This is a genomic window from Brevundimonas faecalis (assembly GCF_040549405.1).
Lineage (GTDB): Bacteria > Pseudomonadota > Alphaproteobacteria > Caulobacterales > Caulobacteraceae > Brevundimonas > Brevundimonas faecalis.
The window spans coordinates 1,063,468-1,080,499 of sequence record NZ_JBEPTF010000001.1 but is presented as its reverse complement, the minus strand read 5'-3'; the positions used below and the strand labels follow the sequence as shown (position 1 = coordinate 1,080,499).

22 protein-coding genes and 1 tRNA gene are annotated in these 17,032 nt (G+C 67.1%); 13 read left to right on the top strand and 10 right to left on the bottom strand.

What is annotated here, in order from left to right; translation table 11 throughout:
* Nucleotides 1-62: 62 nt before the first annotated feature.
* The gene (gene queA / locus ABIE19_RS05325; protein ID WP_354088083.1) at nucleotides 63-1,154 is read left to right on the top strand and encodes a tRNA preQ1(34) S-adenosylmethionine ribosyltransferase-isomerase QueA; all 1,092 of its coding nucleotides are present in this window, start codon (nucleotides 63-65) and stop codon (nucleotides 1,152-1,154) included.
* Complete coding sequence (locus tag ABIE19_RS05320; protein WP_354088082.1) at nucleotides 1,151-1,621, top strand: hypothetical protein; 471 nt, start codon at nucleotides 1,151-1,153, stop codon at nucleotides 1,619-1,621. Before queA ends, ABIE19_RS05320 begins: the two co-directional genes overlap by 4 nt.
* Nucleotides 1,622-1,870: 249 nt before the next feature.
* On the opposite strand, the gene ABIE19_RS05315 is transcribed toward ABIE19_RS05320, so the two are convergent.
* Nucleotides 1,871-2,428: a hypothetical protein gene (locus ABIE19_RS05315; RefSeq protein ID WP_435521136.1), complete on the bottom strand. Its 558-nt coding sequence runs from the start codon at nucleotides 2,426-2,428 to the stop codon at nucleotides 1,871-1,873.
* A 135-nt stretch (nucleotides 2,429-2,563) separates the two neighbouring features.
* Here ABIE19_RS05315 and rpmG point away from each other — a divergent pair, with 135 nt between their 5' ends.
* Entirely contained in the window at nucleotides 2,564-2,731 is a 168-nt protein-coding gene (gene rpmG, locus ABIE19_RS05310; protein ID WP_003164451.1) for a 50S ribosomal protein L33, read from the top strand.
* 86 nt (nucleotides 2,732-2,817) lie between these two features.
* On the opposite strand, the gene ABIE19_RS05305 is transcribed toward rpmG, so the two are convergent.
* Entirely contained in the window at nucleotides 2,818-4,185 is a 1,368-nt protein-coding gene (locus tag ABIE19_RS05305; protein WP_354088080.1) for a PleD family two-component system response regulator, read from the bottom strand.
* A gap of 6 nt (nucleotides 4,186-4,191) precedes the next feature.
* Nucleotides 4,192-4,557 carry a response regulator gene (locus tag ABIE19_RS05300; RefSeq protein ID WP_184273318.1) on the bottom strand — a complete coding sequence of 122 codons (366 nt, stop codon included), beginning with the start codon at nucleotides 4,555-4,557 and terminating at the stop codon, nucleotides 4,192-4,194.
* A 140-nt stretch (nucleotides 4,558-4,697) separates the two neighbouring features.
* Here ABIE19_RS05300 and ABIE19_RS05295 point away from each other — a divergent pair, with 140 nt between their 5' ends.
* The 4 genes from ABIE19_RS05295 (at nucleotide 4,698) to ABIE19_RS05280 (ending at nucleotide 8,011) form a co-directional block, all read left to right on the top strand.
* The gene (locus ABIE19_RS05295; protein ID WP_354088079.1) at nucleotides 4,698-5,954 is read left to right on the top strand and encodes a DNA polymerase IV; all 1,257 of its coding nucleotides are present in this window, start codon (nucleotides 4,698-4,700) and stop codon (nucleotides 5,952-5,954) included.
* Between the two features lie 55 nt (nucleotides 5,955-6,009).
* On the top strand, nucleotides 6,010-6,468 hold the full coding sequence (locus ABIE19_RS05290; RefSeq protein ID WP_354088078.1) for a RidA family protein: 459 nt from the start codon (nucleotides 6,010-6,012) through the stop codon (nucleotides 6,466-6,468).
* Nucleotides 6,465-7,610, top strand: coding sequence for a GNAT family N-acetyltransferase (locus ABIE19_RS05285; protein ID WP_354088077.1), 1,146 nt, complete (start codon nucleotides 6,465-6,467; stop codon nucleotides 7,608-7,610). Before ABIE19_RS05290 ends, ABIE19_RS05285 begins: the two co-directional genes overlap by 4 nt.
* A gap of 95 nt (nucleotides 7,611-7,705) precedes the next feature.
* Nucleotides 7,706-8,011, top strand: coding sequence for a CsbD family protein (locus ABIE19_RS05280; protein ID WP_354088076.1), 306 nt, complete (start codon nucleotides 7,706-7,708; stop codon nucleotides 8,009-8,011).
* Between the two features lie 152 nt (nucleotides 8,012-8,163).
* Here the strand turns inward: ABIE19_RS05280 and ABIE19_RS05275 are convergent, their stop codons facing one another.
* From ABIE19_RS05275 to clpS, 3 genes are all read right to left on the bottom strand, one after another.
* On the bottom strand, nucleotides 8,164-8,739 hold the full coding sequence (locus ABIE19_RS05275; RefSeq protein WP_354088075.1) for a DUF4287 domain-containing protein: 576 nt from the start codon (nucleotides 8,737-8,739) through the stop codon (nucleotides 8,164-8,166).
* A gap of 104 nt (nucleotides 8,740-8,843) precedes the next feature.
* Nucleotides 8,844-11,147 carry an ATP-dependent Clp protease ATP-binding subunit ClpA gene (gene clpA / locus ABIE19_RS05270; RefSeq protein WP_354088074.1) on the bottom strand — a complete coding sequence of 768 codons (2,304 nt, stop codon included), beginning with the start codon at nucleotides 11,145-11,147 and terminating at the stop codon, nucleotides 8,844-8,846.
* A 12-nt stretch (nucleotides 11,148-11,159) separates the two neighbouring features.
* Entirely contained in the window at nucleotides 11,160-11,489 is a 330-nt protein-coding gene (gene clpS, locus ABIE19_RS05265) for an ATP-dependent Clp protease adapter ClpS (protein ID WP_354088073.1), read from the bottom strand.
* A 176-nt stretch (nucleotides 11,490-11,665) separates the two neighbouring features.
* Here clpS and ABIE19_RS05260 point away from each other — a divergent pair, with 176 nt between their 5' ends.
* Nucleotides 11,666-12,178 carry a nuclear transport factor 2 family protein gene (locus ABIE19_RS05260; RefSeq protein ID WP_354088072.1) on the top strand — a complete coding sequence of 171 codons (513 nt, stop codon included), beginning with the start codon at nucleotides 11,666-11,668 and terminating at the stop codon, nucleotides 12,176-12,178.
* An 81-nt stretch (nucleotides 12,179-12,259) separates the two neighbouring features.
* Here ABIE19_RS05260 and ABIE19_RS05255 read toward each other — a convergent pair whose 3' ends face one another.
* Entirely contained in the window at nucleotides 12,260-12,730 is a 471-nt protein-coding gene (locus ABIE19_RS05255) for a phasin family protein (RefSeq protein WP_354088071.1), read from the bottom strand.
* A gap of 264 nt (nucleotides 12,731-12,994) precedes the next feature.
* On the opposite strand from ABIE19_RS05255, the gene ABIE19_RS05250 reads away from it, so the two are divergent.
* Nucleotides 12,995-14,452: an SPOR domain-containing protein gene (locus ABIE19_RS05250; RefSeq protein WP_354088070.1), complete on the top strand. Its 1,458-nt coding sequence runs from the start codon at nucleotides 12,995-12,997 to the stop codon at nucleotides 14,450-14,452.
* Here ABIE19_RS05250 and ABIE19_RS05245 read toward each other — a convergent pair.
* Entirely contained in the window at nucleotides 14,436-15,041 is a 606-nt protein-coding gene (locus ABIE19_RS05245) for a DUF2239 family protein (protein WP_435521135.1), read from the bottom strand. The two genes, ABIE19_RS05250 and ABIE19_RS05245, sit on opposite strands and share 17 nt — an antisense overlap.
* 65 nt (nucleotides 15,042-15,106) lie before the next feature.
* Nucleotides 15,107-15,460, bottom strand: coding sequence for a phage holin family protein (locus ABIE19_RS05240; RefSeq protein WP_354088068.1), 354 nt, complete (start codon nucleotides 15,458-15,460; stop codon nucleotides 15,107-15,109).
* A gap of 113 nt (nucleotides 15,461-15,573) precedes the next feature.
* Between ABIE19_RS05240 and ABIE19_RS05235 the strand changes: the two genes are divergently transcribed.
* Nucleotides 15,574-16,011 (top strand): HIT family protein, encoded by a 438-nt coding sequence (locus tag ABIE19_RS05235; RefSeq protein WP_354088067.1) that lies wholly within the window; start codon nucleotides 15,574-15,576, stop codon nucleotides 16,009-16,011.
* Between the two features lie 4 nt (nucleotides 16,012-16,015).
* Here the strand turns inward: ABIE19_RS05235 and ABIE19_RS05230 are convergent, their stop codons facing one another.
* Entirely contained in the window at nucleotides 16,016-16,366 is a 351-nt protein-coding gene (locus ABIE19_RS05230) for a DMT family protein (RefSeq protein ID WP_354088066.1), read from the bottom strand.
* Between the two features lie 51 nt (nucleotides 16,367-16,417).
* On the opposite strand from ABIE19_RS05230, the gene ABIE19_RS05225 reads away from it, so the two are divergent.
* From ABIE19_RS05225 to ABIE19_RS05215, 3 genes are all read left to right on the top strand, one after another.
* A tRNA-Thr gene (locus tag ABIE19_RS05225) sits at nucleotides 16,418-16,492 on the top strand.
* Nucleotides 16,493-16,676: 184 nt separating this feature from the next.
* Nucleotides 16,677-16,838, top strand: a complete 162-nt coding sequence (locus tag ABIE19_RS05220; RefSeq protein ID WP_354088065.1) for a hypothetical protein — start codon at nucleotides 16,677-16,679, stop codon at nucleotides 16,836-16,838.
* Nucleotides 16,835-17,032 (top strand): hypothetical protein, encoded by a 198-nt coding sequence (locus ABIE19_RS05215; protein WP_354088064.1) that lies wholly within the window; start codon nucleotides 16,835-16,837, stop codon nucleotides 17,030-17,032. Before ABIE19_RS05220 ends, ABIE19_RS05215 begins: the two co-directional genes overlap by 4 nt.

Genomic DNA, 17,032 nt, shown 5'->3' with positions numbered 1-17,032 from the left:
GACGGTTTTCGCCAGTCGCGTCGCTTGACCCCGAGGCCGGGCCGTGCGCTTTGCCCCACCTCATGCTGACCGCCGACTTCGACTTCGACCTGCCCGAGGACCGCATCGCCCTGCGTCCCGTGGACCCGCGCGATTCCGCGCGCTTGCTGGTGGTCAGGGACGGCGCCCTGGACGACCGGATCATCCGCGACCTGCCCGGCTTCCTTCAGTCCGGCGACGCCCTGGTCTTCAACGACACCCGCGTCATCCCCGCCCGCCTGTCGGGCGTGCGCCATCGCACGGGACCGGAGGGCGAGCTTCTGTCGGTCCCGGTCGAGGCCACCCTGCACCACCGCGACGCCCCTGACGTCTGGTCCGCCTTCATGAAGCCGGGCAAGCGGCTGAAGGTCGGCGATCGGGTCCGTTTCGGGCATGAGGAAGACAACGCCTGCCTCCTGGGCCTGGTCGACGCCGAGATCGTCGCCAAGGGCGAGGACGGCCTCGTCACCCTGCGCTTCGACCTGGCCGGCCCCGCGCTGGACGACGCCATTCGCGACGTCGGGGTCATGCCCCTGCCCCCCTATATCGCGGCCAAGCGGGCCGAGGACGATCAGGACCTCAAGGACTATCAGACCGTCTTCGCCGAACACGACGGCTCGGTCGCCGCGCCGACGGCGGGACTGCACTTCACCCCCGCCCTGCTGGACGCCATCCGCGCACGCGGCGTGACGACCCACGCCGTGACCCTGCACGTCGGCGCCGGCACCTTCCTGCCGGTCAAGGCCGACGACACCGCCGACCACAGGATGCACTCCGAGTGGGGCGAGGTCTCGGCCGAGACCGCCGCCGCCCTGAACGCCGTGCGCGCCGCGGGCGGCCGCATCGTCTGCGTCGGCACCACCAGCTTGCGCCTGCTGGAAAGCGCCACGACCGAGGACGGCGTGGTCCAGCCCTTCCACGGCGACACCGCCATCTTCATCACCCCCGGCTACCGCTTCCGCGCCGCCGACGTGCTGATGACCAACTTCCACCTGCCGAAGTCGACCCTCTTCATGCTGGTCAGCGCCTTCGCGGGGCTGGAGACCATGAAGGCCGCCTACGCCCACGCCATCGACAGCGGCTATCGTTTCTATTCCTATGGCGACGGCAGCCTGCTGTTCAGGAAGGACGCATGACCGACGATCTACCCGACGACATCGTCTCGGCCCTCGACATCCTGGTCTCCACGACCACAGCGTTGCAGGATCCGTGGTGGGTGTTCGGCGGGGCGGCCATGTGCCTGTGGGGCCTGCGAGACTGGCACGTGCCGGACATCGACGTCATGTGCAGCCCGCGCGACGCCCGTCGCCTGATCGAATCCCTTCACGGCCAGGTGGCCCAGGACCCTGGCGAGGGCCTGTTCCGCTCCCAGGTCTTCGGCCAGATCCTGACCACCCCCGTGCCGCTCGACGTCATGGCCGGCATGGACGTGCGCGCCGGCGGCGACTGGACGCCCGTGACCTTCTCCACCCGGGTCCCGGTGGCGGTCGAGGACTTCACCGTCTTCACCCCCTCCGTCGCCGAACAGATCGAGACCTGCCGCCTGTTCGGCCGCCCCAAGGATCTTCAGCGCGCCGAAATGCTGGAAAAGCTGCGGGCCTGACGCCCCTCGCCATCCGAACCGCCCGCCCCAATCCCTGAAATTCGTTGGGATTGCAGCCTGGAACCGGCATTTCGCTAGCCTGGGCTCAACCGCATGGGATCATGCCTCCCTCCGTGAAGCGGAAGGAGGCTTTCAGACCATTCAGACGATTCAGACCCTGTTTTCGCCCTCCGACGCGCCGAACGCGGCCGCGGCTTTCGCCGGCGCGAATTCGGAGGTTTCAGACGATTCAGACTGTCTTTTCGCTTCTCAGCGCCCGACCGGCCGCGTCAGATCGAACTCCACCCGGAAGTGGCGATTGGGACGGCGCAGCTCATAGGCGAACATCCTCGCCGGATGGACCTCCATGGCCCAGACGTTGGTGATCGAGACCGAGGCGTCGTTGGCGTTGAACAGGTCGATGGATTCCTGATCCACCGGAAACTCCTGGCGCTCCGCCGTCCCCGTGCCCGCCGTGTCGCCGCCGTACCAGTGCAGGACGTCCGGCGTCCCGTCGTCATGGCGATGGTCGTGCTTCAGCCTCAGACCCGTAGCCGTGCGCGTCACCACCCAGGTCCGCGACCGGTCGGCGCCGACCCAGAAGGGAATGCGAATCTCCTCGGCCGTGCAGTCGCGCACATGCATCAGCAGCCTCTGGCTGGCGAAGTCGGAATCGGCGGCGTCGGTCGTGACCACCTTCCCTTCGAATCTCTGGCCGCACAGGGCCGACAGATTGCGGAAGAAGGCGTCCTGGGTCGTCCCGGCCTGCGCCGAGGCGGCCGGAGCGAACAGGGTCAGGGCGGCGGCCGCGAGGGCTGTGGAGATCATGGTTTTCATGCCCGCAGCCTAGCCGTTCCAATGGTTTGCTCAACGCGACATCGCAGGCGTTGACTTTGGGCCGCGCCTGAGTATGTTCCGCGCCTCTTGTTTCATGCGGCTTTCGCCGTCGCAAAGGTAATTCCGATGGCCAAACCGGCTTCCATCAAGATCCGCCTGAACTCCACCGCCGACACCGGCTTCTTCTACGTGACCAAGAAGAACGCCCGTACGATGACCGAGAAGATGGTCGTCAAGAAGTACGACCCGGTCGTCCGCAAGCACGTCGAGTTCAAGGAAGGCAAGATCAAGTAAGGCCTTCCGCCCTACCTGACTGCAGGATTTGAAACGCCCGGCCTCGGCCGGGCGTTTTTCGTTGTCTTACAGCAGCTTGAGGATAGTCAGGCCGCCCGGGCCACGACCTTGTTCCGGCCGGAAGCCTTGGCCTCGTAGACCCCTTCGTCCGCCCGCTTCAGCAAGGCCTCGGGCGTGTCCTGCCAGCCGCTGGGCGTGGAGGCGACACCGACCGAGACGGTGATGTTCAGCTGCGCCTGGCCGCCCATGATGCGGAACGGGGCCGCACCCACATCGCGCCGGATGCGCTCGGCGATTCTGTAGGCGTCCTCCAGGCTGGTGCCCGGCATGACCACCACGAACTCCTCGCCGCCGAATCGGCAGGGCAGGTCCACGGCCCGCACATTGGTCGCCAGCCGCACCGAGAATTCGCGCAGGACCTCGTCCCCGGCGTCGTGGCCGAAGCCGTCGTTGACCGCCTTGAAGTGGTCGATGTCCAGCACCAGCACCGCCACCGGCTCTCCGCCGTTGTTGGCCCGGCCCACCATGGACTGCAACTGGGTCGACATGTAGCGGCGGTTGTGCAGCCCGGTCAGGGCGTCGGTGACGGCCATCTCCAGACTGTAGTCCAGCTTTTCCCGCAGGAAGTCGCCATAACGCTTGCGCTTCACCTGGGTCCGCACCCGCGCCGCCAGCTCCTCCGGATCGATCGGCCGGGTCAGGATGTCGCTGGCCCCCAGGTCCAGGGCCTTCAGCAGGCGGGGCCGATCCTGCGGGTCCACCAGGGCCAGCAGAGGCAGGCGCCGCGTCGGCTCCTTCGACCGCGCCCGCGCGATCAGCCTCAGGCCGTCGAACCCGTCCGAAGCGACGTTGACGATCATCAGGTCCACGGCCCCGCGCGCCGCCTCCAGCGCCCGCGCCGGGTCCGCCTCGATCAGGGGCCGATGCTCGACCGCCAGTTCCTGGGCGATCCGCGCGGCCTGCAGCTCGTTGTCGTCGACGACCAGGACGCGCCCGCCCGAGCCCTTCAGCCGTGCCACGCCCGCCGTGTCCACCCCGACGCGCCGCCCGCTCTCCTCGCGCTCGCGCAGCTCGTCCATGACCATCTTCAGGCGCGTCAGGCTCTTGACCCGCGCCATCAGGATGACGTCGTCCAAGGGCTTGGTCAGGAAGTCGTCGGCGCCGGCCTCCAGCCCGCGAATCCGGTCCTGCCGCCCGTCCAGCGCCGTCACCAGCACCACCGGGATATGCCGGGTCCGCGGCTCATTCTTCAGGCGGCGGCAGGTCTCGAACCCGTCCACCCCCGGCATCATGACGTCCAGCAGGATCAGGTCCGGCTGCTCCGTCTTGGCCAGGGCCAGGGCCGTCAGCCCGTCGTTGCAGGTCAGGACGTCGTAGTATTCGATCGTCAGCTTGGCTTCGAGCAGTCGGACATTGGTCTCGACGTCGTCCACCACCAGGATGCGCGCGCTCATGCCGCCCTACCCCAGATGCTTGCGGATCGTCTCGAGGAAGGACACCACGGAGATCGGCTTGGAGATATAGGCCTCGCAACCACCTTGCCTGATCCGCTCCTCATCACCCTTCATGGCGAAGGCTGTAACAGCGATGACCGGGATATGGTTCAATTCTTCGTCGTCTTTCAGCCACTTCGTGACTTCCAGCCCGGAAATCTCCGGCAACTGAATATCCATCAGGATCAGATCGGGCCGATGCTGGCGCGCGATCGCCAGCGCCTGCAGCCCTTCGCGGGTCTGCAGGGTCTCATAGCCCTGGGAATCGAGCAGATCATGAAAAAGCTTCATGTTTAGCTCGTTATCCTCAACGATGAGGACTTTCTTGGACATCCGCCACCCGGCCGTTTCGCCTTAAAATCGCGCTCCCGCGCAGGGCATTTCGCCTTCTTCTGATGCACTATGAACCGCCCAGTCTTAAGCTGGGGTGAAGCTCGCCGGCCGGAGTTCTGCTTGTCGTCCAAGACTGTCCCGTGAAGAGCGTCTGCCGCGACTGCCTGTGGACCGGCGCGGACAAGGTCGCGCGCTGTCAGGCCTGCGGGTCGCGCCGCGTCGTCGCCCATGACGAACTGGGCGACCTGACCATCGCCCATCTGGACTGCGACGCCTTCTACGCCTCGGTCGAGAAGCGCGACCGGCCCGAACTGCGCGACAGGCCCGTCATCGTCGGCGGGGGCAAGCGCGGCGTAGTCTCCACCGCCTGCTACGTCGCCCGCCTGCACGGCGTCGGCTCGGCCATGCCCATGTTCAAGGCGCTGAAGGCCTGCCCCGACGCCGTCGTCATCAAGCCCGACTTCCGCAAGTACGTGACCGAGAGCCGCCGCATCTTCGCGGCGGTGGAACGGCTGACGCCCCTCGTCCAGACCCTGTCCCTGGACGAGGCCTGGATCGACCTGACCGGCACCGAGCGCCTGAACGGCGGCTCGCCGGCCTTCCAGTTGATCCGCCTGCAGAAGTGGATCGAGACCGAGGTCGGCCTGACCGTCTCCATCGGTCTGGCCCCCAACCGCTTCCTGGCCAAGGTCGCCTCGGAGATGGACAAGCCGCGCGGCTTTTCCGTCATCGGCGCGGCCGAGGCCAAGGGCCTGCTGGCGCCCCGCCCCGTCAACATCCTGCCCGGCGTCGGCCCGGTGTTCGGCCGCACCCTGCGCTCCGACGGCTTCGCCACGGTCGGCGATTTGGCTGCCGCCGACGTCAAGGATCTGGTCCGGCGGTACGGTGAGACGGGCCTGCGCCTCTACGACCTCAGCCACGCCCGCGACGCCCGCCCCGTGCGGCCCGACCACGACCGGCGCGGCATGAGCGCCGAGACCACCTTCAACGACGATCTGATCATGGCCGAGGCCCTGGAGGCCGAACTCTGGCCCCTGTGCGAGAAGCTAGCCTCAAAGGCCCGCCGCGACGGCGTATCCAGCCGCGTCGTGGTGCTGAAGCTGCGCAAGACCGACTTCAGGATCGTGACCCGCCGCATCACCCTGGCCGAGCCGGTTCAGACGGCGCGGGCCCTGTTCGCCGCCGGCCGCGACCTGCTGAAACCCGAACTGGGCGTCCCCTATCGCCTGATCGGCGTCGGCCTGGCCGACGTGGCCGAGGCCGGCGACGCCCCGGCCGGCCTGTTCGACACGGCCGAGACCCGCGCCCTGAAGACCGAGACCGCCATCGACGCCCTGCGCGAAAAGTTCGGGGCCGCCGCCGTCGTGGCGGGACGGGCGCTCAAGAAGCCCGGATGACGCGGCACGTTCGGCGCGCTAAACCCCCGCTCGAACCCCTCAACGGAGTCCCGACATGAGCATCGAAGCCCGCCTCGCCGAACTCGGCGTCACCCTGCCTGAGCCCGCCAAGCCGGTCGCCAGCTACGTCTCCTACGTCCGCTCGGGCGACCAGCTGTTCATCTCGGGCCAGCTGTCGAACGACGCCAACGGCGGAATCAAGGGCACGGTCGGCGTGGACGTGACGCCGGAGCAGGCCGCCGAGGCCGCCCGTCTGTGCGGCGTCAACCTGCTGGCCCAGATCAAGGCCGCCCTCGACGGCGACCTGGAGCGCGTGGTCCGCATCGTCAAGCTGGGCGCCTTCGTCCAGGCCGGCCCGGACTTCGAGGCCATCCCCGCCGTCGTCAACGGCTGCTCGGACCTGATGGTCCAGGTCTTCGGCGACGCGGGCAAGCACTCGCGCTCGGCCGTCGGCGTGTACAAGCTGCCCCTGGGCTTCGCCGTCGAGATCGACGCCATCGTCGAGGTGAAGTGAGCTTCACCCTTCAGGTCAACGACGGGATCGCCTCAATAGGCCGGGACGCGTGGGACGCCTGCGTGGCCCCGAGCGGCGATCCCTTCGTCTCCTACGACTTCCTCGACGCCTGTGAGGCGTCCGGCAGCGCCGTCCCGTCCCAGGGCTGGGCGGCGCGCCACCTCTCCCTGCATGACGAAGACGGCGCCGTGATCGGCGTCATGCCCCTCTATCTGAAGGGCCACAGCCAGGGCGAATACGTCTTCGACCACAGCTGGGCCGACGCCTATCAGCGCGCCGGCGGACGCTACTACCCCAAACTTCTGGGCGCCGTGCCCTTCACGCCCGCAACCGGGCCGCGTTTCCTGAACGCGCCGGGAACGGACGCCGCCACGGTGCGCGAGGCCCTGCTGCAGGGCGCCCTGACCCTGACCGATCGGCTGGGCGTCTCGTCCCTGCACGTCAACTTCCCGACCGAGGACGAATGGCGCGCCATGACCCAGGCGGGCCTGTCGCCACGCCGCGACATCCAGTTCATCTGGCGCAACCAGGGCTACCAGAGCTTCGACGACTTCCTGACCGCCCTGTCGTCCAACCGGCGCAAGACCATCCGGCGCGAACGACGTGAGGCCCAGGCCGGGCTCGACATCCGCGTCCTGACCGGCGCCGACATCACCGAGGCCTGCTGGGACGCCTTCTTCGCCTTCTACATGGACACCGGCGACCGCAAGTGGGGTCGCCCCTATCTGACCCGCGACTTCTTCGCCCGCGTCGGCGCAAGCATGGCCGACCGCATCGCCCTGGTCATGGCTTTCCGCAACGATACGCCCATCGCCGGGGCCCTGAACTTCATCGGCCGCGACGCCCTCTATGGCCGCCAGTGGGGCGCGCTGGAGGACATCCCCTTCCTCCATTTCGAGCTCTGCTATTACCAGGCCATAGACTTCGCCATTGCGCGCGGCCTCTCCCGCGTCGAGGCAGGCGCCCAGGGCGAGCACAAGATCGCGCGCGGCTACCTGCCCTCCCCCGTCTATTCCGCCCACTTCATCGCCGACCCGGCTCTGCGCGAACCGGTCGCCCGCTATCTCGACCAGGAACGCCCGGCCGTGGAGGCCGAGATGATCGCCATGGCCGACGAGATGTCGCCCTATCGCCAGGGCTGACAATTCGTCGCGACGACCGGATGCCGAGGAACCGCCCGCCCGCGCACGCGCTTGAAACAGGCGTTCCTCCCCTCCTCAATCGCATAGGGTTCGACATGACCGATCAACGTATCGAAGGCGCCGCGACCGAAGTCGGCGGCAAGCTCCAGAACGGCCTGGGCCGCCTGACCGGCGACAGCAAGCTGCAGGTCGAAGGCAAGCTGAACGAATTCAAGGGCAAGGCCCAGAACGCCTACGGCCGGGTCATCGACGGTCTGGACGGCATGGTCGACAAGGCCCCGGCCGACCTGCGCGACCCCGCCCGTCGCGGCCTCGACTTCGCCCGCCGCAAGCCCCTGCTGACCACCGGCATCCTCGCCGGCGCGGCGGTGCTGCTCAGCGCGCTCGGCCGCAAGCGCTGACTCTTTCCTTTCCTCCCCATTCATGGGGAGGGGGACCACGAAGTGGTGGAGGGGGCGGCGCTAACATCAACCGTGGAGTCGCCCCCTCCGTCTCGTCCGCTTCGCGTCCGATCCACCTCCCCATTCGCTCCGCAAACAGGGAGGAAAGACCGTCACCCATTTTCAGCCGCCTGTGCGAGCAGGCGGCTGATTTCGGCGTCCACCCGATCGGCGGCGTCCAGTTCGATGGTCGCCGTCAGTCGTTCGGACCAGGATTCCCGCCGCACCGAGAGCGACAGGCGCGGCGAGTTCTCAACCGCCAGCTTCAATCCCAACAGAGCCCGACCGCCTTTCAGCGGCCGCATGGCCGCGAACTGAACGCTGCGCGAAAACGACGTGTAGCCCTTCCTCTGACCCGAGATGACGCCTTCGACGTTGTTCGCGACCAGCTCGACCGCCTCAAGGATCGCTAACGAAGCCGCATCCTTCCACAGCGCCGCGCGCAGGGCCTCGGGATCGTCCCAGCCGGGGCCGTCGGTGGGGCGGCAAGCATCCAGAATCTGCGCCGCATGGTTCTGACCCACGCCATGCTCCGCCTTCAGCCAAGCCGCCTGAGCGCGCGGCGCGGTCTCGGGACAGGTCTTCATGATGGCGATCCAGTCGGCCAGCGGCTTACCGGTGTTCTTCTCCAGATTGGCCTGGACCGTGGCGAACCACTTCTTCTGCCGCTCGGTCAGCACTGCGGTCATGATGAGTCCTCTTCGCTCGCACGGACCATGCCGCGTCACCTGGCAAAGAAAAAGGCCCGGGCGTTTCCGCCCGGGCCTCAAGCTTTCGAAGACGCCGCCCGGAATCAGGCCGTCTCTTCTTCCTCTTCCTTCACCGCCGCGCCCTTGGCCGGGGTGATGTCGAAGGCGATCTTGCCGTCCTTCAGCTCGACCTTGACGTGTCCGCCGCGCGTCAGACGGCCGAACAGGATGTCGTCGGCCAGCGGCTTCTTGATGTGCTCCTGAATGACGCGGGCCAGAGGCCGTGCGCCATACAGTTCGTCGAAGCCGTTCTTGGCCAGCCAGTCGGTCGCCTCGTCCGTCAGTTCGATGGTGATGTTGCGATCCGCAAGCTGGGCTTCCAGTTGCAGCACGAACTTGGTCACCACTGAGCGGATCGTCTCGGCGGCCAGCGGCTTGAAGGCCACGATGGCGTCCAGGCGGTTGCGGAACTCCGGCGCGAACAGGCGCTGGATGGCCTTGTCGTCCTCGCCCTCGACCTTGCCGCGACCGAAGCCGATGGCCGCGCGGGCGTTGTCGGCGGCCCCGGCGTTGGTGGTCATGATCAGGATGACATTCCGGAAGTCGACCTTCTTGCCGACAGCGTCGGTCAGGGTCCCGTTGTCCATCACCTGCAGCAGGATGTTGTAGACGTCGGGGTGGGCCTTCTCGATCTCGTCCAGCAAGACCACGGAGTGCGGATGCTGATCGACGGCGTCGGTCAGCAGGCCGCCCTGGTCATGGCCGACATAGCCCGGAGGCGCGCCGATCAGGCGGCTGACCGTGTGGCGCTCCATGTATTCCGACATGTCGAAGCGCTGCATCTCGATGCCGAGCGTGGACGCAAGCTGCTTGGCCACCTCCGTCTTGCCGACCCCGGTCGGGCCGCTAAACAGGAAGGCGCCGATGGGCTTGTTCGGATCGCGCAGACCCGCCCGCGCCAGCTTCATCGCCGCCGAGACCTGCTCGATCGCCTGCTCCTGGCCGAAGACGACGCGTTTCAGATCGGTCTCCAGCTCGCGCAGGGATTCCGTGTCCGACTTGCTGACCGACTTCGGCGGGATGCGGGCCATCTTGGCGATGACGGCCTCGACCTCCTTCTGACCGATGACCTTCTTGCGCTTAGATTCCGGCAGCAGCATCTGCGACGCTCCCGCCTCGTCGATCACGTCGATGGCCTTGTCCGGCAACTTGCGGTCGGTGATGTAGCGGGCCGACAGCTCGACCGCCGTGCGGATGGCCGTGTCCGTGAAGCGCAGCCTGTGGTGCGTCTCATAGGTGGTCTTCAGACCCTTGAGGATCTTCACCGTGTCCTCGACCGTCGGCTCGTTGACGTCGATCTTCTGGAAGCGACGCACCAGGGCGCGGTCCTTCTCGAAGTGCTGGCGATACTCCTTGTAGGTCGTCGATCCCATGCAGCGCAGGCTGCCCGAAGCCAGGGCCGGCTTCAGCAGGTTCGACGCGTCCATGGCCCCGCCAGAGGTGGCGCCCGCGCCGATCACCGTGTGGATCTCGTCGATGAAGAGGACCGCGTTGTCGTGGTTCTCCAGTTCCTTGACGACCTGCTTCAGCCTCTCCTCGAAGTCGCCGCGATAGCGGGTGCCGGCCAGCAGCGCCCCCATGTCGAGGCTGTAGATGGTGGCGTCCTTCAGGACCTCCGGCACCTCGCCGTTGACGATCTTGCGGGCCAGGCCTTCGGCGATGGCGGTCTTGCCGACGCCCGGATCGCCGACCAGCAGCGGATTGTTCTTGGTCCGGCGGCACAGGATCTGGATCGAGCGCTCGACCTCGGCCTGACGACCGATCAGGGGATCGATCTTGCCGTTGCGGGCCTTCTCGTTCAGGTCGATGCAATAGGCTTCCAGCGCCTCGCCGCCGGTCTTGGCGGCGGCCGCGTCCTCGGCGTCCTCCGGGCTGGCGCCGCGCGCCGGACGCGTCTCTCCAGCGCCGGGCTTCTTGGCGATGCCGTGGGCGATGAAGTTGACCGCGTCATAGCGCGTCATGTCCTGCTCCTGCAGGAAGTAGGCGGCGTGGCTTTCGCGCTCGGAGAAGATGGCGACCAGGACATTGGCGCCCGTCACCTCTTCGCGGCCCGACGACTGGACATGGATGACCGCGCGCTGGATCACGCGCTGGAAACCCGCCGTGGGCTTGGCGTCGTCGCCGTCCGCCGTGGCCAGGGCGGCCAGGTCGTTGTCGACATAGAGGGTCAGGGCCGTCTTCAACGCGCCGAGATCGACATTGCAGGCCGACATCACGGCCGAGGCGTCGACGTCGTCGATCAGGGCCAGAAGCAGGTGTTCGAGCGTGGCGTATTCGTGCCGGCGCTCATTGGCGTAGTGGACCGCGCGGTGCAGGGTCTCTTCGAGAGGACGGGAAAACGAGGGCATGGGGGGTTCCTCTCAGTCCTTTTCCATCGTGCATTGCAGGGGGTGCTGGTGACGGCGCGCCGTCTCCACGACCTGGGCGACCTTGGTCTCGGCCACTTCATAGGTGTAGACGCCGCACACCCCGACGCCATGCTGGTGCACATGCAGCATGATGCGGGTCGCGTCCTCGCGGCTCTTCTGGAAGAACCGCTCCAGCACATAGATGACGAACTCCATCGGCGTGTAGTCGTCATTCAGGATCAGCACTCGATAAAGCGAGGGCCGCTGAAGCTTCGGCTTTGTTTCGGCGACGACGGCGGCGCCTGCGCCTCCGCCTTGTTCACCTGGCCGTCTGGTTGGCATTCGTCGTCCGTCTTGGGAGGGGGAGTTGTCCCTGTATCAGATAGGTGATGATGGCCTGATTTGTAGGTCCGTCCAGTCACGCGTTGCGTGAGCAGGCTCGGGTGACCAAAGATTCACGGGACATGACGCCGCAACCGTCGCACCCATGAGGCCCCGTTTCGCCCCTGGACGCGCCCATGCCCTTCGTCGCCGGACTGATCGCCGCTCTCGCCCTGCATCAGTCGCCCGCCTCCCCGCCCGTCGCACTTCCCGACCAGACCGCGCTGGAGGCGGCGATCGCCGAGCGCGACGCGACCCTGTTCTCCGTCATGTTCGACGGGTGCGATCCCGCCGCCCTGGCCGATCTGGTGACGGAAGACGTCGAATTCTATCACGACAAGGGCGGGCTGATCGCGACCCGCGCCGCCTTCATCGCGGACTATCGCAAGAACTGCGAGGCCCGCCGCGCCCCCGACGCCTGGCGGTCGCGCCGCGAACTCGTCACCGGCACGATGCGGGTCTACCCCATTCCCGGCGTCGGCGCCGTCGAGGAAGGCGGGCACGTCTTCTACGAACGCCAGGGCGACGGGCCCGAAACCCTGGTCGGGCGGGCGCGCTTTTCCGTCCTGTGGCGATGGGAGGACGGCCGTTGGCGGCTGGCCCGCGCCTTCAGCATCGACCACGCGCCCGTTTCCGCCGACGGCCGTTGACACCGGACGCGAAAAGGCCCCGGCGTCTCCGCCGGGGCCTGATCGTACGCTACTGTACGCTTACTGAAACTCAGGTCAGCCTTAGCGGGCGGCCTGGAAGCTCTCGACGGTCGCGGCGACGCGCTCGTTGATCGGCTTGAAGCTGTCCTTCACCGAGGCGGTCAGGATTTCGGTCGTCTTGCCGAACTGGGCCAGATAGGCCTCGGCGGCCGACTTGGCCCACGAGGTCTGCAGTTCGACCACTTCCTGAACCGAACGGGCCTGGCTCAGCGACTGGGCGGCGGCCACGCCGTCTTCCCAGGACTTCTTCGAGAAGGCGATGGCTTCCTGCGACAGGGCCTCGACGCCCTTCTGGGCGGCGGCGGCCGACTCGACCACGGCTTCGAGGTTCTTCTTGCCGTGAGCGTTCAGCTCAGTCAGCGAGGCGACGGACTTGTCCACGCCTTCGCGGAACGCCTTGGCGCCAGCGGCCTGGAAGGTCTCGGCCTGGGCCTTGGCCTTGGCGGCGGTTTGTTCAACGGTCTTCTTCACGGTCTCGGCGGCGTCGGCCATTGGGACTCTCCTGAAGCGATAAAAGGGTTCGCGACGGGGGAGGTCCATCGCGACGACCGGCATATGGTGCATCTGCGAAATGACTTCAAGTGAAATTTGTGCGATGCACAATATTAACGTCGATCACCTGCCCCTCCGCCGCGATCACAACCTCGTTGACGGCTTGTTAACCCTCCCGAAACCCGCGAGTCGGATGTTAGCCTTTGTAACGCGCGGTGATCTTAGGTCGTCTTCGCGCCATAGTGACGAGGCTAGTAACTGCCCATGAACGCCGTATTCGCCCGACGCTTCCTGGCCGCCCTCGTAGTGGGGGGCGTCGTGCTGACGCCCGCCGTCGGCGTCGCGCCGCCGGTCGCCCAGTCTTCCGACAACTCGCGCTACGCCGCCATCGTGGTCGACGCCGCCTCGGGCGAGGTGCTGTTCTCGCGCTTCGCCGACGCCCGCCGCTATCCGGCCTCGATCACCAAGGTCATGACCCTCTATCTGGCGTTCGAGGCGCTGGAGTCCGGCAAGGTCAAGCTGACCGACAACCTGACCGTCTCCCCCCGCGCGGCCTCGCAGCCGCCGTCGAAGCTGGGCCTGGCCGCCGGTCAGACCATCAGCCTGGATGACGCCATGCGCGCCACCGCCGTGCGCAGCGCCAACGACATGGCCGTGGTCATCGCCGAGCATATCGGCGGCTCCGAGGGCCGCTTCACCCAGATGATGACGGACAAGGCGCGCGAACTGGGGATGGAGCAGACCCGCTTCACCACCGCCAACGGCCTGCCCGACACGCGCCAGGCGACGACCGCCCGCGACCTGTCGATCCTGAGCCGCGCGGTCATGCGCGACTATCCGCAATACTATCGCTACCTGGGCCTGCACGACTGGTTCTACAACGGCCGCGACTACCGCAACACCAACGGCCTGCTGGCCACGGGCCGCGGCTATGACGGCATCAAGACCGGCTTCACCAACGCCTCGGGCTACAACCTCGCCGCCTCCTCGGTGCGGGACGGCAAGCGGATCATCACCATCGTCATGGGCGGCCGTTCGACGGCCAGTCGCAACGCCCATGTGGCGGAACTGATGGACACCGGCTTCGAGGTCCAGCGTCGTCGCGGCCAGGGCGAGCGGATCCAGGTGGCCCAGGCCTTCTTCGAGCAACGCGGCTACGGCGTCAGCGTCGATCCCAATCCGCCGGTCGCCTACGCTTCCCTTTCGGACGAAGACGGCGAAGGCGTCGGCTCCTCGACCGCCGTCGCCTATGTCGCGGGCCCGCCGCCGGCCGCCCTGCCGACCGAAATCACTCCGCCCCCGTCGGCCCGCGCCGCGCCGCCCCCTCCCGCGCCCCGCGCGCCCGCCTCGGCCCAGCGCGCCGAGGCCCGCACGCCAGAGGGCATGACGGCCGCCCTGAACGGCGGTTCGGGCGCGACGACGACCGCCGCGCCTCGCCGCAACGCCACACCCCCCGCCCCGACCCGCGCCGCGGCTCGACAGCCCGCCGGTCGCTGGACCGTCCAGGTCGGCGCCTTCCGCGAGGAAACCGTGGCCCGCAACTGGCTGAACGAAGTCAGCCGCCGCTTCCGCACCCAGTTCACCGACGCCCAGCGCGACGTTCAGAACGCCGACGGCTGGTATCGCTCACGCTTCACCGGCATGACGGAAGCCTCCGCCCAGGCCGCCTGCGAAACCCTGAGCGCGCGGCGCGTCACCTGCATGGTCATCCGGCCGAGCTGACCTCGCCCCCGTCACGCCTCTCTTCCACGCGCCCTTGGCCGTTGCGCCACGACGCTTCCGACAGCCGCCGGGCGTAGTCGCGCACATCCTCGGGCCAGGCCTCGATCGCCGCGTCGAAGGCCGCCCAGTCGCCGGCGAACAGCATCCGCGTCGCCTCCTCGTAATGGGGCAGGTCGCCGGCCATGGCGGTCATGAAACGATAGGCCGCCTCCCGGCTGCGACGGACGCGGTCGGGCCCCTCGGCCTCGCGCAGGGCGCTCTCCACCAGCTTGCGCAAAGCGACCGAGGCCCCGCCCGGCTGGGAAGCCAGCCAATCCCAGTGACGCGGCAGCAGGGTCACTTCCCGCGCCGTCACCCCCAGCTTCGGCCGTCCAGGCCCCCGCTTCTCGACCGGCGCGGCGGGTAATCGCGCGACGACCTCGTCCAGGGTCCCGCGCAGGTCGAACTCCACCGGTCGCGCGTCGGCGTCGTTGAACACCAGAACCTGCTCGCCCGCGTCATGGGCCGGCTTGATCGCGGCGGCGACGACCGACGGCGCGCCCGCGGCGATCATGCGGCGTCCCGCGAAGGCGGTGCAGGTCTGGGTCATCATCCTCTCCTCTTTCAGGATGAAGATGATTTATCCGGGTAAAATAAGAAGGTCAATCCGACCGATCAGCCTCGCTCGCCTTCGCCGAACAGTGAGCCCGCGATCCAGCTGACCACGCCCGTCACGATAGCCGCTCCGATTCCGGCCCACAGGCCGTTCACCGCAAACCCGCCCAGGAACCAGGCCGTCAGCCCGATCATGGCGGCGTTCACCACCAGCAGGAACAGGCCGAAGGTCACCAGGGTCAGCGGCAGGGTCAGGATCACCATGATCGGCCGCACGACGGCGTTGACCAGGCCCAGGACGACGGCCGCCGCGACCAGGGAGCCGGTGGAGGTGAAGTCCACGCCAGGCACGACCTTGGCCGACAGCCACAGACCCGCGGCCGTGACCAGGGCCTGGATGATGAAACGCAGCATGGAAACCTCCGAACGGCTGACCTTGACCATATAGCGCACGGCGCCGTGTTCCGCTCCCGTGCGAAACGCGTTCCGCCCTGCTAGCTTGAGCCGAACTCAGATGGAGCCTCCCCATGAGCCTGCACGACGCCTACGACCCGGACAACATCTTCGCCAAGATCCTGCGCGGCGACATGCCCAGCGTGAAGGTGTGGGAAGACGACGACGTCATGGCCTTCATGGACGTCTTTCCTCAGTCGGAAGGCCACGTCCTGGTCGTGTCCAAGACCTCCCAGGCCCGCAACATCCTGGAGATCGAGCCCGAGGCCCTGGCCAGGCTGACCGCCGCCGTCCAGCGCACCGCCCGCGCGGTGGAGAAGGCGCTGAAGCCCGACGGCCTCAGCCTGATGCAGTTCAACGGCGACGCCGGCGGTCAGACCGTCTTCCACCTGCATTTCCACATCGTGCCGCGCTGGGCTGACCGCGCGATGAAGGGCCACGGCCACGCCCCCATGGCCGACGCCGATCACCTGAAGGACCTGGCCGCCCGCATCGCAGCCGAACTGGACTGAGCCTCTACAGCGGTCCCTTGAAGATGAAGAAGGCGCCGCCCGCGATCAGGGAGAAGCCGATCAGGTGATTCACCGTCAGCTTCTCGCCCAGATACAAAACCGAGAAGACGGCAAAGACCAGCAGGGTGATCACCTCCTGCATGGTCTTCAGCTCGGCGGCCGAATAGACCTGATGGCCGATGCGGTTGGCCGGCACGGCCAGCCAGTACTCGAAGAAGGCGATCCCCCAGCTGACCAGGACCACGATCCACAGGGGCTTGGCGCCGAATTTCAGATGGCCGTACCAGGCGAAGGTCATGAAGACGTTCGAGGCCAGAAGCATCAGTATGGGCGCGAGATAGGGCGTCGTCGGCATGGGCGAACCATGCTTGCGTTCGAGAGATTCCACCAGCATAAGGCGGGCTGCGCCGGATTAGCACAGTGGTAGTGCAGCGGTTTTGTAAACCGAAGGTCGCGGGTTCAAATCCTGCATCCGGCACCATCTTTTCCCTTACATTTCAACACCATTTGCCGCCTCTACGGAGAGGGTGGTGAACGGAACAAATGCAGGACATGGTGGACGATTTCGCTCCTATTCCCGAAATCGCCCCGAACTAGAATCAATCGTCGTTCTCTTTTCGTTCTCGTGCATGAGTCCGCTCCGGGTCGGGCAACGGAGGATGGATATGGACGATCAATCTGACGGCCCTGATGAGGCCTTCGCCCGCGATCTGGAACAACTCGACCGCGACCTAGAACAGCGCCAGCGGCCTAATGTGCCGGCAAAGACGGTCGATCTGATCACCGGGCTGCTCGCTGGGATGCGCTTGGTCGGACGGCCGCAATGACTGCGCTACCTATCGAAGCTGATGCGGCGCTCGCGCGCCTGGTGTCGGTCTGGCGTTGCGGCGAGGCCGGGCGCCGTGATCCTCTGCTGATCAGCATGCAGGCACGGGCTACGGCCGAACTGCAACGGCTGGCGCCAGGCGCCGCGGCCAGGGCTCGGCAGACCTTCGAGGCCCTGAGCGATCCAGGCAGTTAG

Excerpts from the sequence above, each read along its gene's own strand:
- queA (WP_354088083.1), top strand. The coding sequence starts at position 63 with ATGCTGACCGCCGACTTCGACTTCGACCTGCCCGAGGACCGCATCGCC.
- ABIE19_RS05320 (WP_354088082.1), top strand. The coding sequence starts at position 1,151 with ATGACCGACGATCTACCCGACGACATCGTCTCGGCCCTCGACATCCTG.
- ABIE19_RS05315 (WP_435521136.1), bottom strand. The coding sequence starts at position 2,428 with ATGATCTCCACAGCCCTCGCGGCCGCCGCCCTGACCCTGTTCGCTCCG.
- rpmG (WP_003164451.1), top strand. The coding sequence starts at position 2,564 with ATGGCCAAACCGGCTTCCATCAAGATCCGCCTGAACTCCACCGCCGAC.
- ABIE19_RS05305 (WP_354088080.1), bottom strand. The coding sequence starts at position 4,185 with ATGAGCGCGCGCATCCTGGTGGTGGACGACGTCGAGACCAATGTCCGA.
- ABIE19_RS05300 (WP_184273318.1), bottom strand. The coding sequence starts at position 4,557 with ATGTCCAAGAAAGTCCTCATCGTTGAGGATAACGAGCTAAACATGAAG.
- ABIE19_RS05290 (WP_354088078.1), top strand. The coding sequence starts at position 6,010 with ATGAGCATCGAAGCCCGCCTCGCCGAACTCGGCGTCACCCTGCCTGAG.
- ABIE19_RS05280 (WP_354088076.1), top strand. The coding sequence starts at position 7,706 with ATGACCGATCAACGTATCGAAGGCGCCGCGACCGAAGTCGGCGGCAAG.
- ABIE19_RS05275 (WP_354088075.1), bottom strand. The coding sequence starts at position 8,739 with ATGACCGCAGTGCTGACCGAGCGGCAGAAGAAGTGGTTCGCCACGGTC.
- clpA (WP_354088074.1), bottom strand. The coding sequence starts at position 11,147 with ATGCCCTCGTTTTCCCGTCCTCTCGAAGAGACCCTGCACCGCGCGGTC.
- clpS (WP_354088073.1), bottom strand. The coding sequence starts at position 11,489 with ATGCCAACCAGACGGCCAGGTGAACAAGGCGGAGGCGCAGGCGCCGCC.
- ABIE19_RS05260 (WP_354088072.1), top strand. The coding sequence starts at position 11,666 with ATGCCCTTCGTCGCCGGACTGATCGCCGCTCTCGCCCTGCATCAGTCG.
- ABIE19_RS05255 (WP_354088071.1), bottom strand. The coding sequence starts at position 12,730 with ATGGCCGACGCCGCCGAGACCGTGAAGAAGACCGTTGAACAAACCGCC.
- ABIE19_RS05250 (WP_354088070.1), top strand. The coding sequence starts at position 12,995 with ATGAACGCCGTATTCGCCCGACGCTTCCTGGCCGCCCTCGTAGTGGGG.
- ABIE19_RS05245 (WP_435521135.1), bottom strand. The coding sequence starts at position 15,041 with ATGACCCAGACCTGCACCGCCTTCGCGGGACGCCGCATGATCGCCGCG.
- ABIE19_RS05240 (WP_354088068.1), bottom strand. The coding sequence starts at position 15,460 with ATGCTGCGTTTCATCATCCAGGCCCTGGTCACGGCCGCGGGTCTGTGG.
- ABIE19_RS05235 (WP_354088067.1), top strand. The coding sequence starts at position 15,574 with ATGAGCCTGCACGACGCCTACGACCCGGACAACATCTTCGCCAAGATC.
- ABIE19_RS05230 (WP_354088066.1), bottom strand. The coding sequence starts at position 16,366 with ATGCCGACGACGCCCTATCTCGCGCCCATACTGATGCTTCTGGCCTCG.
- ABIE19_RS05220 (WP_354088065.1), top strand. The coding sequence starts at position 16,677 with ATGGACGATCAATCTGACGGCCCTGATGAGGCCTTCGCCCGCGATCTG.
- ABIE19_RS05215 (WP_354088064.1), top strand. The coding sequence starts at position 16,835 with ATGACTGCGCTACCTATCGAAGCTGATGCGGCGCTCGCGCGCCTGGTG.